Below are 15,922 nucleotides of genomic sequence, written 5' to 3' on the forward strand. Positions count from 1 at the left end.
AGGATTGAACCAAGCATGAATACGAAGACCATTGCCGATAAGACAGAACGCAAAGAAAAGAAGCGGCAGGCGCGCAAGGCAGCCGACGAGAAGAATCCGCTGCAGCCCCGTCCGGCCGGCGTGGACCGCGGCTCGCTGAAGCGCAAAGTGAAGGTCATCGCGCGCGGCCAGCGGAAGCGCTAGCCCAGAGCTGCCAGCGATCAGCTTTCGACTCCCCCAGGCGTCCGGCACGTCCCTCGGTTGCCGCTGCCGGACAGCCACCCCTTGGCCGCTCATAGCCAACGGTGGTATGCTTTCAAATCTTCATTGGCACTCCTGCCGCTCCTGCGTGGTAGTAGCCCGAGGTCCAATCACTGATAGGGGAAAGCTGACAGCTGATCGCTGATCGCTGATCGCTGATCACGATAAACACCCCGGCTGCGAGGAGGCACCCGCCGATGAAACAACTCTTCCGCACCAAGAGCATCGAGGCTCTGGTGGCCGCCTCCAACGTGGAAGGCAAACGGCTGGACAGGACCCTGGGCGCCTGGAGCCTGATGGCCCTGGGCATCGGCGCTGTCATCGGCAGCGGCATCTTCATCCTCACCGGCACGGCGGCGGCCGGCGAAGTGCGCAGTTTCCATTCGATCCTGCACGTCCCCATCCTCGACCTCATCATGAACGGGGCCAATTCCTCGTTCACCATCGGGCGTCCGGGAGCCGGTCCCGGCGTCGCACTCTCCTTCCTGCTGACGGCCATCGCCTGCGGCTTCGCGGCGCTGTGCTATGCGGAGATGGCGTGCTGCATCCCTGTGGCGGGTTCGGCTTACACCTACGCCTACGCCACCATGGGCGAATTCATCGCCTGGCTGATCGGCTGGAATCTGATCCTGGAGTACGCCGTCTCAAACATGGCGGTGGCGGTAGGGTTCTCCGCCTATTTCAACGACATCCTGGAGTCGATATTCGGGTGGCACCTACCCAAACAACTCTCGGAACCGATGATTGTCGGCGGGCAGTTCACAGGCAGTTGGTTCAACCTGCCGGCGTTCCTCATCCTCATGCTGCTGACGTGGGTGCTCACCTACGGCATCAAGGAGAGCGCGCGCACGAACAACATCATGGTGCTGGTGAAACTCGGCGCGATTGCGATCTTCGTCATCGGCGCCGGCCGCGCGGTGAGTACGCACCACTGGCATCCGTTCCTGCCGAACGGCATGTCTGGCGTGCTGACCGGGGCCGCCATTGTCTTCTTCACCTACATCGGGTTCGATTCTGTCTCAACAGCGGCCGAGGAGTGTAAGAACCCGCAGCGCGACCTGCCCATCGGGATCATCGGTACACTGCTGGTCTGCTCCACGCTCTATATCGCCGTGGCCCTGGTGCTGACAGGCATCGCACCGTGGCAGAGCCTGAACAGCGCGGCGCCTGTCGCTGAAGCCTTGAAGAATTTGAATATGAACACCATCCGCGAGTGGGTGGGCGTCGGCGCGATTGTCGGCATGCTCTCCTCGCTGCTGGTGTTCCAGTACGGCCAGGCGCGCGTCTGGTTCGCCATGTCGCGCGACGGCCTGCTGCCGCGCTTCTTCTCCAGGATCCATCCCAAACATCACACGCCGCATGTCTCCACCTGGATCGCGGGCTTTGCCGTGGGCATCCCCTCCGGAGTCTGGGACATCGGCACCTTCGCCGATCTCTCGAATATCGGCACGCTGTTCGCATTCACCGTTGTTTCCGCGGGCGTGCTGGTGTTGCGCAGGACGCAACCGGACCGGCCGCGGAGCTTCCGTGTGCCCTTCGGTCCGCTGTTTCCCTTGCTCTCCATCGCCAGTTGCCTGATCCTCATGATGGCGCTGCCGCTGGAGACCTGGGTGCGCTTCTTTTTCTGGTCGGCCATCGGCATCGCGATATACTTCGCGTTTGGAAAGAAGAACAGCACCCTTGCCAACTCGTAGTTCCTCCATCCTCCGGTTGGCCGCGGCGGTTTCCTTGCTGCCGGCGGCCGGTTTGCACGCACAGGTCCAGCACCAGCATCATCCTCCGCAGAGCAGTGGAGAGTACGCCAAAGTTCTGGAAGATCCCTCCCGTGACGCCTGGCAGAAGCCGCATGAGGTTGTCATGGCGTTGGAGTTGAAAGCGACGGAGACAGTAGCCGACATCGGCGCGGGCTCCGGCTACTTCTCGCGGCGCTTCGCCAACCACGCAGGCAAAGTCTATGCGGTGGATATCGACAAGGACCTGCTGGCGCTGGCAGGGAAGAACGCTCCGGCGAACCTGTCGACGATCCTGGCGGAACCGGACGACCCGAAACTGCCCGCGGGCGGAATCGACACGGTGTTTATTTGCGACGTACTCCATCACATCAGCGACCGGGCAGCGTATTATGGAAAGCTTCGAAGCGCGCTGAAGCCCGGAGGCCGCATTGTGATTGTCGACTTCTTCAAGAAAGAACTGCCGGTGGGACCGCCTCCCGCGATGAAGCTCTCCGACGACGAGGTGAAAAAGGAGTTCGCCGCGGCTGGGTTCCGTCTGGTCAGGAGCCTCGACATCCTGCCTCATCAGTATTTCCTGGTCTTCCAGGCACGCTGAAACCGTCATGAATGCAGGACTCGACTTTCTCCAGCGCCTGGCGCTGCTCGTCTGGCTCGCGGTCCTCCTCCTGTTTCTGTCCTCGCTGACTGCCTTCTTCTTTGCCTCGCGCCGGGTGCGGCTGGACATCACGGTGAGCTGGTTCCGGCACCGGCCGCTGGGCCGGACTACGCTGCGGCCTCTGTTGCTCACGGTTGCGGTGGCGATTGTCTGCGCCCTGCTGGTCCAGATCAGCCCGCTGGAAACGCCGACCATGCGCATCGCGCTCGTCCTGGTGGGCGCGGGCGTGACCTGGGTCTCCTTTGACTGGACGTGGAAGCAGATCACGGCCTGGGTGAACCATCAGGCCGAAGAGAACCTGGCCTGGCGGGAACGCACACAGGCGGCGGTGGAAGAACTGCGCCGGCAATTCGACGCCGAGGCCAGCCGCCAAACGGCCTGCCGGCTGTTGCAGGACGTCCTGGCCGCCAGCCACGTCTACTTTTACGCGCGCTCAGCGGATTCCTTCAGCCTGACCGCCGCGGCGCCGTCGCCGCCGGAAAGCGACGTTTCGTTTTCCCGCGCCTCCCTGCTGCGTCAGGAACTGACGAATGGCCACACTTACCGCTGCCTGAGGGTGATGGAGCCCAACGGGCGCAGCCGGCGCATGTGGTCGAAGGGTATGCCGGCCCGGCTGGAGGCGGAGCAATCGCTGCTGGCCTCGGTGGATGCTCACGTGGTGGTGCCGATGCAGGATGGCGCCGGACTGCCGGGGCTGTTCGTCCTGGGTCCCAGGCGCGGCGGGGAGGGCTACTCCTGCGAACACCTGCGATTCGCCGAAGCCATCGCGCGTCAACTGGTGAGTTCGCTGGCCGTGGCCGAACTAACCCAAGCGGCCACCGCGTCAGCCAGCGAGTCGGCCGTCGAGCAGGCCGCGCGGCGGGCGGCCAAGGCCACACGCACCCATCTGACACCGCCCGACCGTTTTGAACTGCCCGACCTCGACTTCGCGGCCGAATACTGGATGGGCGACATTCCGGGCGGCGCGTTCTATGACATCGTCTCGGTGCCGAACCGCGCGGCTGCCTTCTTCCTGGCCGAAGTACCGGGTCCGGACGAGGAAGCCGCGGTCCGCCTGGTGCAGTTGCAGGCCCTGCTGCGGACCCGTGCCCGGGCTTACACCGAGGACTTGGCGGAGTTGCTGGAATCCACGCAGCGCGCCCTGGGCCCGAACGCCGTGGGCCGCCCGCCGGTGGGGTTGTTCTGCGCCCGCTACGTCGCCGGATCGGGCAAACTGCAGTACCTCAACGCGGGGGTGTATCCGCCGTTGCTCATCCGGCGAACCAGCGAGGGCGCGGAGATCATGCGGCTGTCGTGCGGCGGTCCCCCCATCGGCATCGGGCCGGAGGGACCGAGGCAGGTAGGCGAGGTGGAGATCCACAGTGGAGACCTGGTCGCGATCGGCTCCGCAGGCCTGGCGCAGGCGCCGGGTCCGGAGTGCGAGGTCTGGGGCGAGCCCCGCTATATCGACACCGTGCAGAGCTGGGAGTCACAGCGGGCCCGCGACATCGCGCACCTGACGTTGCACTCGGTCTACGAGTTCACCGGGAAGAACATGCAGGCTCCGCCGCGGATGCTGATTATCCTGCGGCCCTGCTGATTGGCGTGAGGCGAAATAGTGCCGTACGGTCTAGTACTCAAACCCGCGTGCCTGATCGCTGGCAAAGAAGATGTCAATTTCTTCATGAATCCGCTGGGACCCCAGCGCATCTTGCAGAAACCGGTCAATCTGCATGAAGTTGTAGTAAACATGTTTTCCTTTCCATGTAGCGGGGCGTGTGGTAACCTGCCGAAGTCCGGCGGCGACTTTGCCCGCCTAATGAAAACGGGGTATCAGGAGTCTTCCATGAACCGCATCGCTCTCGCTGTGTCCGCCCTGCTCTTGGGCGTCTCCACATTACCGGCGCAGACAACCAATCCGCTCAGCACGGAAATGAAGCAGATGTACACGGGCGTCAAGACCAACCTAACCCGCATGGCGGAGAAGATGCCGGCGGATGCCTACGATTTCAAGGCCTCTCCGGACATCCGTTCGTTCGGGCAACTCATCGCGCACATCGCCGATTCGCAGGCCCGCACGTGCTCCACGCTGGCTGGGGAAGCCAAGCAGTTGGGTGCAGCCTCGAAAACCTCGAAGGCGGATCTGGTGGCGGCACTGCAGGAATCCTTCACCATGTGCGATGCCGTGGTGGACGCGATGACGGACGCCAAGGCGGCTGAGATGGTGAAGCTCGGGCGAGGGGAACGGTCGAGGCTGGGCGCGCTGGCCGGGCTGGTCTCGCACTCAAATGAAGAGTACGGATACTTGAGCGTCTATATGCGATTGAAGGGGATAGTGCCGCCTTCCAGTGAGCCGCGGAAGTAAACAGTATTGTGAATTCACCGTGTCAGGAGCGCCACACATTTGGTCTTGTGAACGCTGCTGATACAATGTATTCTGGCGTAGGGTTTTGGGGGAGTTTTCGTCTTGAGCTTGTCTACTCCGGTCACCGTTCGTTCTTTGCCAACCTTCCTTTCCCGAGCCGGTCAATGGCACCTGCTATCAGGGATCCAGGAACCGGAAGGGGGCGTGGCACGCTATCACTTCATCGCCGAGAATCGCAATGCGCGAGTCTCCACTGAGATCACCGGCTATACGGTTTCGGCGCTCCTGGAACTCTTCGACCGCTCGTGCGACGAGTCCTACCTCGAGGCCGCGGTGCGCGGCGGCGACCTGCTGGTCAACGCCTGGGACAGCCGCTGCTCGGCGATGCCCTTCGAGTGGTCGGCCAACGGCGAACTGCCGGAGCATCACAGCTACTTCTTCGATAACGGCATCATCGCGCGTGCACTGTTGCGCCTGTGGCGGACCACCGGCCTGCAGCAGTATCTCGACATGGCGGTATGCTGCGGCGAATCGATGAGCCGCGACTTCGTGAACCGCCGGGACATCCACCCGATTCTCACCCTGCCGGGCAAAACGCCGGTGGCGCGGGATGCGCGCTGGTCCCGGTCGTCGGATTGCTACCAGTTGAAGTCCGCCCTGGCCTGGCTCGATCTGTACGAAGTGACAGGCAACGAGTCGTTCCGGTCGGAATTTGAGTGGACGCTGGAGCGCTCGCTGCAGACGCATGCCGAGTTCTTCCGCCACGAGCCGCAGAAGCAGCGGATCATGGACCGCCTGCATTCCTACGGCTACTTCCTGGAAGCGATTCTCGCTGTGTCGGAACGGCCGGAAGTCCGGCAGGCGCTGGAAGAAGGCATCGAGCGGGAAGCCGGCTACCTGCGGGCCGTGCGGCACGAATTCGAACGCTCGGACGCGAACGCGCAACTGTTGCGGGTCCGCCTGTGGGCGGATGCGCAGGGCGCCGTTCCGCTAAACGAAGACGCGGCCGCCCAGGAAGCACGCTGGGCCGCGGCCTACCAGATGGAGAGTGACGATCCGCGACTGGATGGCGGGTTCAACTTCGGATGCCGCGAAGGAGTACTCTCAAATTATTCGAATCCAGTATCGACGGCATTCTGTTTACAGGCTCTGGCACTTTGGCACGACTACAAACAAGGGTTACCGCTGGCAGACCGCCGCAGTCTGATCTAGTCAACGAAGTGCGCGTGTTGTGACTCAGCCGGAACGCATCCTCGTGGCATTCGCGTCCGGATCGGAAGACCTGATCCCGACCCTGATCGATCAGTTTGAATGCGTGGCGCCGGGGCTCCCCATCTATGTCGTGGCGGAGTTCCCGCCGCCGCGCGGCAAATGGATTCCCTGGTTCATCGGCCGCACCTTTCAACAGAACCTGGCCCGTGTGCGGGACGCGGTGCGGGGCAAGCAGATCGCCTACACGGCCATGATCCTGCAGCCGCGCATGCCCTACTGGCCCATGCGCTTGGCGGCTACCCTGCTGACCCCCACGCGTCTGCTCTGCTTCAACGAAAACCTCGACCACTTCGCGGTCCACCCCCGCGCCGCCCTGGCGATTCTGCGGCATATGGTCTGGCGCACCAGAAACTACGTCCGCTGGGAGTCGCGCCCCGGCGGCTGGGTCTATACACAGGTCTGGCGTCTCTTTCATCCCTGGGCCTACAAACGGCAGATCCTGTGCAAACTGGCCATGGCGGCCGGAGCACGTGCCACCTGGAAGAAGACGGCGCTGGCGCCAAGACCAGACCCACCGCCGGGTCCCGCCAAACCGCGGGGCATCACGGTCGTGGTGCCGTCCCGCAGCGGGCGCGAACTGCTGCAGCGGCTGCTGCCGGGCCTGCTGCACGAATTGCAGGGCTTCGACCACGAAGTCATCGTTTCGGACAACGGCAGCGACGACGGCACGGCCGCCTGGCTGGCCGCTGAATACCCATTTGTCGCCGTCGAAATAAACGCACAGCCGCTGAGCTTCGCCGAAGCCGTGAACCGCGGCATCCGCCGCGCCCGGTTCTCGCACACCTGCCTGCTCAACAACGACATGGTGCTGGAGCCCGGTTTCTTCGCGCCGCTGCGCGAAGCTTTCGACAAGGTGCCGGATCTGTTCTGCGCCACCGCCCAGATCTTCTTCCCTGAAGGGGTGCGCCGCGAAGAGACAGGCAAAGCGCTGCTCTGGAATCGCGGCGACGCGGTGGATTTCCCCATCTGGTGCGACGTGCCGCTGCCCGGCGAGGACCTGAGCTATGTGCTCTACGGCAGCGGCGGCTGCTCGCTCTACGACACCGCCAAACTGCTGCAGGCCGGGTGTGTGGGCGAGGTGTTCAAGCCCGCCTACGTCGAGGATCTCGATCTTGGCTACCGCGGCTGGGTGCGCGGCTGGCCCACCGTCTTCGTGGCCGCCGCGAAACTGGTGCATCACCACCGCAGTACAACGAAGCGCTATTTTACGGAAGCGCAGATCCAGGCCGTCGTGGAGGTGAACTACCTACGCTTCCTGGCGCGCAGCGTGGCCAACCCGGAGGTCTTCCGCGTCATGTGGCGGCGGGCGATCGATCGCCTGAACCTCTACGCCGCGCAGGAGCCGGCGCAACCCTGGGTCTTCCCTACCCTGCACGCCGCGCGATCCGTCACCGACTGGGTGGAGCCCGGTCCGCCGCAACCGGCCGACGAGTGGCTGGCGCAGGCATTGGGTACGGGCGATGCCGTGAGCTTTCCCGGCAGGGCTCGCGATCCGGGCAAGCCCCTGGTGATCGTGGCCAGTTCCTACATCCCCTTTCCGCTGTCCCATGGCGGCGCGGTGCGGATCTTCAACCTCATGAAGGGCGCTGCCGCGGAATTCGACCAGGTGCTGATCGCGTTCTGTGACAAGCACGAGGCGCCGGCGCCTGAGATTCTTGCCTTGTGCCATGAAGTGATCCTGGTCCGCCGAGAAGGCTCGCACCTGAAGCCGATGACGGAACGGCCCGACGTGGTGGAAGAACACGACACACCCGCGTTCCGGGCTGCCTTGCGGGAGATGATCCGCAAGCACCAGCCGGCGATCGTACAACTGGAGTTCACCCAGATGGCGTTGTATGCCCCCGACTGCGGCTCCGTCCCCAGCATCCTGGTGGAGCACGACGTCACCGTGGATCTCTACATGCAACTGCTGCGCGAACACGCCGATTGGGAGATGGCCCAGCAACTGGAGCGCTGGCAGCGCTTCGAGCGCCAGGCATGGCGTGATGTCACGTGCGTCGTGACGATGTCGGAGAAAGACCGCAGCGTGGTGGAAGGCGCGCGCCGCGTGCAGGTGCTGCCGAACGGCGTCGACCTCCAGAGGTTCCAGCCGTCCGCGCAGGAGCCCGAACCGGGCCGCATCCTCTTCATCGGTTCGTTCGCCCACCTGCCCAACCTGATGGCGCTCGACTTCTTTCTGAGAGAGTCGTGGCCCGCCCTGGAGGCCGCCGGCGCAACGCTCCACGTCATCAGCGGAGCCCGGGCGGAGCATTACCAGGAACTGCACCAGGACCGCGTCAAACTCGATCTGAACCGGCCGGGCATCGAGGTGGAAGGCTTCGTCAGCGACGTCCGCCAGGCGTACAATCGAGCCTCCGTCGTAATCGCCCCACTGCTGGCCAGCGCCGGCACCAACATCAAGATCATGGAGGCCATGGCGATGGCGAAGGCGGTCGTGTCGACGCCGGCCGGCATCAATGGCCTCGATCTCAATCCGGGCCAGGATGTACTGGTGGTTCAAAGTGGAGCGGAAATGGCTGAGGCCGTCAAAACCCTGCTGCTTGATCCTGAACAGCGCCGCCGGATCGAGGGCGCCGCCCGCCGCACCGTGGAGGCCCACTACAGTTGGGACGCCGTGGCCGCGGCGCAAGCCGACCTCTACCGCTCCCTGATGCGGCGGCACTAGCGCGGATAGCCCGCGCTGGCCTTGATCTCCTGGATCTGCAGAATGTGCCGCTGCGAGTGAACCGAGATCATCAGGAACCACTGGTACAGATCGGTTCCGCTCTTCTGGATCTCCCGCCCGCGCAGATCCTCCTGCGTGGACTTGGCCGTCGACAGCATCTCCGCGCGCAGCTTGAGGAACTGGTCCAGGCCCTTCTTCCCATCCTTCAACTCGCCCTTGGACTCGCGCGCCGCCGCGGTCTTGTTGCGCTCCGTGCGGTCGATTCCGTACCAAAGCGTTTCCTCATCGGGATGCTTCGGCCGGACAAAGGCGCCGGCGGGCTGCTTGAGGCAATCCTGGACCCACTGCCAGTACTGCGGCTCAGCGATGGTGAGGTGTTCCACCACGTCGAGGATGCTCCACTTGTCCGGAGCCGCCTTGAACGCCAGTTGGGCCGGAGTGAGTCCCGTCACCTCCTGCGTCAGCCAGCGGTTGGTCATCTCGAAGTGGGCGACCAGCCGTTCACGTTCCATTGCGGGCATGGGCCCCGCCACGGAAGCGCCAGCAAGTAAAGTGGAGAGCGCCAGCGCGGCAAGCGCGCCCGGGCGGCGGACCGGCGGGAAGCATGCAGTCATACTGCCCGGATTGGACGGCCTCGCCGCGGGTTCGTTTGGTGGTTCTAGCCCGGCAACGTCTCCAGCACGCGGTCGATGTCAGCCGGAGAGATATAGAAGTGCGGCGACATACGAACCCAACCCTGGCGGGGCGCCGTGATGACACCGTTCGCCTTCAGGTGGGCGTGCGTGGTCCGGGCGTCGACTCCTGATTTGCGGATGCTGACGATGCCGGCACCGGTGGCGGGTGTCCGCTCGCCCAACACCTCGTAGCCCTTGCGGCGTGCGCCTTCGGCCAGTTGGTCACCCAGGCTTTGCACGTGCGGTGCAATACGATTAACCCCAACCTCCAGAACGAGTTCCGTGGACTTCCAGAGGCCGAAGCAGCCGACCGTGTTCAGCGTCCCGCACTCATACCGGCCCGCATCCTTGCGGACGGTCATGTCCCGCGAGGAGTAGTCCGCGAAGCCGGCGACCGTAGTCCAGCCGAACTCCACCGGCTCGATCCGGTCCTGCCAATCCTGCTGCACGTAGAGGACCCCATTGCCTTCCGGACCCAGCAGCCACTTGTGACCATCGGCGGCCAGCGCCTGGATGTTCATCTTGCGGACGTCCAGCGGGAAGGCGCCCAATCCCTGGATAGCGTCGACGAAGAAGAACACGCCGTGGCGGCGGCAGATCTGCCCAATCGCCTCGAGGTCGGCCCGGTAGCCGCTCAGGTACTGGACAAAGCTGGTGGCCAGCAGCTTGGCTCCGCGCGCCGCGGCTTCGATCTTGTCCAGCGGATCGAGGTAGGACAGCCACTGCACGGTGACGCCGCGCCACTGCTCCAACTTCTTCCATATGTAGAGGTTGGCGGGAAACTCCTCCTGGAAGGCGACGATCTTGTCGCCCGGTTTCCAGTCGAGCCCCAGCGCCACGGTGGCAATGCCTTCGCTGGTGTTTTTGACTATGGCGATCTCGGCCGGATCGGCGTTGATCAGCTTCGCGGTGACTGCCCGCAACCCGTCGTAGGAGGCCAGCCACTTGTCGTAGTGCAGCGACCCGAAGTTCATGCCGTCGTCCGCGAGCCACTTCATGGCGTCCGAAGCCCGGCGCGCCAGCGGAGCTACCGCGGCATGGTTCAGGTAGACTAAGTTGTCTGTGACCGGAAATTCCGACCGGTATTGGGCCCAGATTTCCTGCGACCCTAAATCTATGTAACCCATCAACTCTACTGTACGTTAGTCTGGATGAGGGGATCGACTATGATCAGGCGCCTTCCGTTCACTTTGCCCGTACTGCTGGGCCTCATTGTGCCCACGGTGTGGGCCGACCCGCCCAAGACCGACGACACGAAGACCGATACCACTCAGGCCGACGCCAAGAAACCCGCTAACAAGAACAAAAAGAAGGACCCTGACGCCATCGGTGACCGCGATGTCGGCAAGGGCATGAACTGGTATTCGATCGAAAAAGAGATCGCCATGGGCAAGCAGTACGCCATGGAAATCGAGCGCCAGGCCAAAATCGTCGACGACCCCGTGATCGCCGAGTATGTGAACCGTGTCGGCCAGAACCTTGTCCGGAACTCCGATTGTAAGGTTCCAGTGACGATTAAGGTGATCGATACGGACGAACCCAATGCGATGGCGCTGCCCGGCGGCTTCTTCTTCGTGAACACGGGTCTAATCACCCTCGCGGAGAACGAGAGCGAGATCGCCGGCGTCATGGGCCATGAGATCGCGCACATCGCCGCCCGGCACGGCACGAAGCAGGCCACCCGCGGCCAACTGGTGAACCTGGCGACCATCCCGCTCATTTTCATGGGCGGCTGGACCGGCTACGGCATCCGCCAGGCCGTTTCCCTGGCCATCCCCCTGGGCTTCCTGCAGTTCTCGCGCGCCTTCGAATCCGAGGCTGACATGCTCGGCCTGCAGTATATGTACAAGGCAGGCTACGACCCCAACGGTTTCGTGGACTTCTTCGAACGCCTTGAGTCGTTGAACAAACGCAAACCCGGCGCCGTTTCCAAGATCTTCAGCTCGCACCCGCCCACCGGCGACCGCATTGTCACCGCACAGAAGAACATCTCCGACCTTCTCAAGGAGAAGCCGGAATACGTGGTCACGACCTCCGAATTTGAGGATGTGAAGACCCGCCTGATGTCGATGAACAACCGGCGCCGCGTTGGTTCAACGCCCGAGGACGCGAACCGTCCGACCCTCCGGAAGGCGCCCGGCAGCGGCACCGATCCGATCGACGGCGACGGCAGCGACAAGAAGCCGACCAAGGAAGAATCCGACGAGCGCCCCACCCTCAAGCGCCGCAACTAACCAGGTTTTCCGCCGCTCCCGCGAAGAACGCCATGCCCACCCGGGCGTGGCGTTTTTCTTTTACGTGGGCCTCAATCCCCAGTTTGCGATAGACAAACCCGAATGGCGCGCGGGGGTCGTTTCGCGCATCAATAGAAGTATATGGGTACCGGGGATGGCAATTTACCTCACATCGTGATTGTTGGCGGCGGCTTCGGCGGTCTCGCCGCGGCCCGCTCTTTGCGCCACCTGAACGTCCGCATCACGCTCGTCGACAGAAAGAATCATCATTTGTTCCAGCCGCTGCTCTATCAGGTAGCAACGGCGATGCTAATGCCCGGACAGATCGCCGCACCGATCCGGCAGGTCCTCAAAAACGACCGGCATACGACCGTACTCCTGGGTGAAGTATCGGGCGTCGATGCCGCGGCTCACACCTTAACCGTGGAAACACCGGAGCGCGAACCGCTCCACCTCCACTACGACTTCCTGGTGCTGGCCACCGGAGTCCAACACAGCTACTTCGGCCACGACGAGTTCGAACAGTATGCGCCGGGCATGAAGACGATGGCCGACGCGACCAAGGTTCGGAACAAGGTTCTCTCCGCCTTCGAGGCGGCGGAACATGAAACCGACCCCGCCCTGCGCTCTGCCCTGCTGACATTCGTCCTGGTAGGCGGCGGCCCCACGGGTGTCGAAATGGCAGGAGCCATCGCCGAACTGGCGCGCATGAGCATGAAGTCCGACTTCCGGCGCATCGATCCCCAGGACACGAAGATTCTGCTCGTGGAAGCTTCGCCGCGCGTACTGGGCGGCTTCGATCCGTCGCTCTCAGAAAAGGTGACGCAGCGGCTGACGCACATGGGCGTCCAGGTGCTCACCGGCCACCCCGTGGAGCAGATCGACGACTCGGGCGTCACGGTAGGCGGCGAACACATCGCCAGCAGGACGGTCATCTGGACCGCGGGCGTCACGCCCTCGCCGGTAGCCCGCTGGCTGGGTTGTCCGGCCGATCGGGCCGGCCGGGTGAAGGTCCGTTACGACCTCAGCGTACCCGGGGCACCCGAGATCTTCGTGATCGGCGACGTCGCCAACTACGAGCAGGAAGGCAAGCCCCTGCCCGGCGTCGCGCAGGTGGCGATGCAGATGGGCGCGCACGTCGCGCGGGTGATGGAAGCGCGGCTGATGAACGATGCTCCACCTCCGCCGTTCCACTATGTGAACAAGGGCAATATGGCCGTGGTCGGCCGCAACTACGCCATCCTGGAGCGCGGCAACCTGAAGCTGACCGGTTATGTGGCCTGGCTGGCGTGGTCGTTGATTCACGTCCTCTTCCTGGCGCTGCCGAATCTCAGGGTGAGTGTGTTCCTGCAGTGGGTCTGGTCGTACTTCACTGAGCAGCGCGGCTCGCGGCTCATCGTCGAGCCGGAAATTTCCTCAAGCCCCGCTGAGACTGTCCGATCTGCCTCTTGAGGCAGATCAAATGCACATCCTTTTGCTCGCGTTGGCGTTGACCAGCGGTTCTCCTGATTGGAACCAGCCCTCGGTGGGCCGGCCCTGGTCGATGCCCCTGAAAGCGGAAGGCGGAACCGCGCCCTTCCAATGGGAGATTACGGGAGGGGACCTCCCGCCCGGTGTGCATCTGGTGGATCTGTCGACGGTCGTGTTAGGTTCGGCGTCCGCTCCAGGGCTCTTTGGTGCACCGGCTGAAGCAGGGCAGTGGTTTGTCAGGGTTCAGGTCACTGATGCAGAGGGGCTCATCGCGGAGCAGTGGTTGGATCTGACGGTTTCGCCGCTCAGCTTGTCCCGGGCGTATGTAAACGCGCCCGCCGGTCAGGCGCTGGCATGGCAAGCCGTTGTATCTGAAGGAGCGGCGCCGTTCGAGTACCGTCTCGCACCCCAGGCCTTCCTTCCGCTGGGTTTGGTATTGACCCCGGATGGAATCCTGCGCGGGACGGTGCTCGTACCCGGTCAGTACGAGATTCCCATTGAAGTGACGGATGCCGGAGGCAATCGCCTGCGCACCACGCTCACCGTGAACGCCTACGGCGAGGAGACTTCCCTGCCCGCCCTCGGCGTCCGCCTCAGCGTGCAGGATTGCCATGTGGTGGCCGAATTCCCAACCATGCCCGAGACCATCAAGGGCGAATTGATCGGCGGCGGCCCCGGTGAGGCAGTGGACGTCGTCCTCACCAACCTCGAATCCGGCCAGCAGGCCGTCGCGCACTACGAGGATCAGACCCTGAGTCTCGCCAGCAGTTGCGCGGCTTCTCCATCCACCTTGTCCTTGGGCATCGCCTTGGGACTCTGATAACGTAGCGAGGCCAAATACAACTTTGGCTGCGCCGGCGCGATGAGCATCTGGACCTGATGCTTGGCGAAAAGCACGCTACCCGTCGCCTCTTCGCTCCCCGACTTGACCCAGCCATTCAGGCTCCAGGTCTTCAGGTGTGCATCCGGGTACACAGGGCCTTGAGCAAAGGCGGATCCGCCTTCCACCAACTCGATCCCCTCCAGCGGGCCACCGGAGCACTGCACGTTGTGGATGCGCGCTTCGAACTCGCCCAGGTGCTGGATCTGCGTGCGCACCTGCGCGGTCACCGGACCCAGCTTGATCGAGTACTCGATCTCGATCTTCTCAGTATCCATCTCAGTGGACGTGATGTCGCCGCGGACGGCAGTCTCGCCCGTACTGGTGTTCCGCAGCGCCAGCACGTTATCCAGAGTGGCGTGCGCCGGATCGTGCGTGGCCGCAAAACAGAAGTGCGACGAGTACTCCAGCTTGTTGTACTTGTCGCGATAGTGGGCATCCGGCTTGGTCGACCTGGCGTTGAAGACGCGCACCTGGCCGGAAGACCGCCGCCCGGCCAGCAGCAGGCCCGGCTCCGGCAGGGCAATCGCGTAGTCGCTCTTCTCGATGGGGAGAGGCTCCTCCGGAGCGGTCCAGAACGGATCGCCGTCGGGGATCCGCCAGAACGCGAAAGCCTGCATCCCCCAGTAGGGATGCCCGCCGTCGATATAGCTCTCCTTGATCGCCGGGGAGCCCTCCGGAGTATAAGTCTCCCGCAGCTTCCCGGCCTCGGCATCAAAGCCGCCGATCGACGCGTGATACAGGATGTTCTGCTGCACAATACGCCGCAGCAGGCCCGGAGAATGCGGCCACAGCTTCTGCTGATACGCCAGCACCAGTGGAGTCAGCACACCCCAGCGGTAAATCAGCGACCGTCCAAACAACACATGACCGCCATGCCCCGCGAAGAACATGGGCGCCGTCTCCAGATACCTCGACAGCCGTTCGCTGAAGCGTTTGCTGATCTCGGGATACCGCGCGCCCACCAACTCATTCCAGTACAGGAAATGACTGGCGAAGACCCACGAGTTGTAGTAGTCGTACGCCGCGCCGGTCAGCCCGTCGTTGTACCAGCCGCTGTCGCCCGTCGCCATCGACTCAATCACCTTCATGTCGTCGAGCATGAACTGCTCGTCGGCCTGAAACTCGGGCCACTTCTCCGACAGGCGCAGGCGCGCCGCATGATTGACCGCCGTGAACAGAGCCCAGTTGTTGCCACGCACAGGCTGCTTGGTGCAACTGTCCAGCCACGCGGCCACATTGCGCCGCTCGCCTTCCGTGAGAGCGGGCAGCACCTTGTCGCGCAGCAGCCACAGGCTCCAGGCCACGATGGACGATTCCACCTGGCGTTGATCGCTGCCGCCGGTCTTCGCGGGCTGCCAGTAATCCGGATGCTCGGGATTGCAGCCGTTCCGAAACGCATTCGTCATCGCCGCCGTGAGTTCCAACCCCGGTTCGCGCCCGCCCGCGATCCAGGCCGCCATCGCCGGCATCATGCGCGTGACGCCCGTCACGCTCAGGCCCGACTTCGAGAGAAAGTTCTTCGTGATCGTCGCATTCGGATACTCGACCACCGCCAGGCTGGGTGAGGTCTTCGCGGCATTCTTCAGGTAGCCGCGGGTGATGTCGAGGAAGAAGCTCTTCACCTGTGCCTCAGGCGGAGGAGGAGGCGGAGGCGGCTCGCCCTTCTTCCCGCCGGACTTCTTCTTGCCCTGCGCGGCAGCGGCCGCCGCGGGCACCAGACTCAAAAACTCTCGCCGGTACATGCTGACAGCA

General features: G+C 63.6%; 13 protein-coding genes. 10 read left to right on the forward strand and 3 right to left on the reverse strand.

Annotation, left to right across the window (positions count from 1 at the left end):
- The first annotated feature begins 15 nt into the window (after positions 1-15).
- The 7 genes from IRI77_RS11150 to IRI77_RS11180 all read left to right on the forward strand — a co-directional run bounded on the left by IRI77_RS11150 (position 16) and on the right by IRI77_RS11180 (position 8,909).
- Positions 16-183, forward strand: a complete 168-nt coding sequence (locus tag IRI77_RS11150) for a hypothetical protein (protein WP_194452140.1) — start codon at positions 16-18, stop codon at positions 181-183.
- Between the two features lie 254 nt (positions 184-437).
- Positions 438-1,934: an amino acid permease gene (locus tag IRI77_RS11155; protein ID WP_194452141.1), complete on the forward strand. Its 1,497-nt coding sequence runs from the start codon at positions 438-440 to the stop codon at positions 1,932-1,934.
- Complete coding sequence (locus IRI77_RS11160) at positions 1,921-2,568, forward strand: class I SAM-dependent methyltransferase (protein ID WP_194452142.1); 648 nt, start codon at positions 1,921-1,923, stop codon at positions 2,566-2,568. Before IRI77_RS11155 ends, IRI77_RS11160 begins: the two co-directional genes overlap by 14 nt.
- Before the next feature lie 7 nt (positions 2,569-2,575).
- Positions 2,576-4,207 carry a PP2C family protein-serine/threonine phosphatase gene (locus IRI77_RS11165; protein WP_194452143.1) on the forward strand — a complete coding sequence of 544 codons (1,632 nt, stop codon included), beginning with the start codon at positions 2,576-2,578 and terminating at the stop codon, positions 4,205-4,207.
- A 246-nt stretch (positions 4,208-4,453) separates the two neighbouring features.
- On the forward strand, positions 4,454-4,972 hold the full coding sequence (locus IRI77_RS11170) for a DinB family protein (RefSeq protein WP_194452144.1): 519 nt from the start codon (positions 4,454-4,456) through the stop codon (positions 4,970-4,972).
- A gap of 204 nt (positions 4,973-5,176) precedes the next feature.
- On the forward strand, positions 5,177-6,184 hold the full coding sequence (locus tag IRI77_RS11175; protein ID WP_194452145.1) for a hypothetical protein: 1,008 nt from the start codon (positions 5,177-5,179) through the stop codon (positions 6,182-6,184).
- A 19-nt stretch (positions 6,185-6,203) separates the two neighbouring features.
- Positions 6,204-8,909, forward strand: coding sequence for a glycosyltransferase (locus tag IRI77_RS11180; RefSeq protein WP_194452146.1), 2,706 nt, complete (start codon positions 6,204-6,206; stop codon positions 8,907-8,909).
- On the opposite strand, the gene IRI77_RS11185 is transcribed toward IRI77_RS11180, so the two are convergent.
- Together IRI77_RS11185 and IRI77_RS11190 are read right to left on the reverse strand one after the other, a co-directional pair.
- Positions 8,906-9,430 carry a DinB family protein gene (locus IRI77_RS11185; RefSeq protein WP_194452147.1) on the reverse strand — a complete coding sequence of 175 codons (525 nt, stop codon included), beginning with the start codon at positions 9,428-9,430 and terminating at the stop codon, positions 8,906-8,908. The two genes, IRI77_RS11180 and IRI77_RS11185, sit on opposite strands and share 4 nt — an antisense overlap.
- A 137-nt stretch (positions 9,431-9,567) precedes the next feature.
- On the reverse strand, positions 9,568-10,710 hold the full coding sequence (locus tag IRI77_RS11190) for an aminotransferase class V-fold PLP-dependent enzyme (RefSeq protein ID WP_194452148.1): 1,143 nt from the start codon (positions 10,708-10,710) through the stop codon (positions 9,568-9,570).
- 39 nt (positions 10,711-10,749) lie between these two features.
- Here IRI77_RS11190 and IRI77_RS11195 point away from each other — a divergent pair, with 39 nt between their 5' ends.
- The 3 genes from IRI77_RS11195 (at position 10,750) to IRI77_RS11205 (ending at position 14,107) form a co-directional block, all read left to right on the forward strand.
- Entirely contained in the window at positions 10,750-11,817 is a 1,068-nt protein-coding gene (locus tag IRI77_RS11195; RefSeq protein ID WP_194452149.1) for a M48 family metallopeptidase, read from the forward strand.
- A 141-nt stretch (positions 11,818-11,958) separates the two neighbouring features.
- Positions 11,959-13,269 carry an NAD(P)/FAD-dependent oxidoreductase gene (locus tag IRI77_RS11200; RefSeq protein ID WP_194452150.1) on the forward strand — a complete coding sequence of 437 codons (1,311 nt, stop codon included), beginning with the start codon at positions 11,959-11,961 and terminating at the stop codon, positions 13,267-13,269.
- Positions 13,270-13,279: 10 nt separating this feature from the next.
- Positions 13,280-14,107, forward strand: a complete 828-nt coding sequence (locus IRI77_RS11205; protein WP_194452151.1) for an Ig domain-containing protein — start codon at positions 13,280-13,282, stop codon at positions 14,105-14,107.
- On the opposite strand, the gene IRI77_RS11210 is transcribed toward IRI77_RS11205, so the two are convergent.
- A complete protein-coding gene (locus IRI77_RS11210) occupies positions 14,032-15,912 on the reverse strand; it encodes a DUF2264 domain-containing protein (RefSeq protein ID WP_194452152.1) in 1,881 nt (626 codons plus the stop codon). The genes IRI77_RS11205 and IRI77_RS11210 overlap by 76 nt on opposite strands.
- Between the last annotated feature and the right edge of the window lie 10 nt (positions 15,913-15,922).

The organism is Paludibaculum fermentans, assembly GCF_015277775.1.
Lineage (GTDB): Bacteria > Acidobacteriota > Terriglobia > Bryobacterales > Bryobacteraceae > Paludibaculum > Paludibaculum fermentans.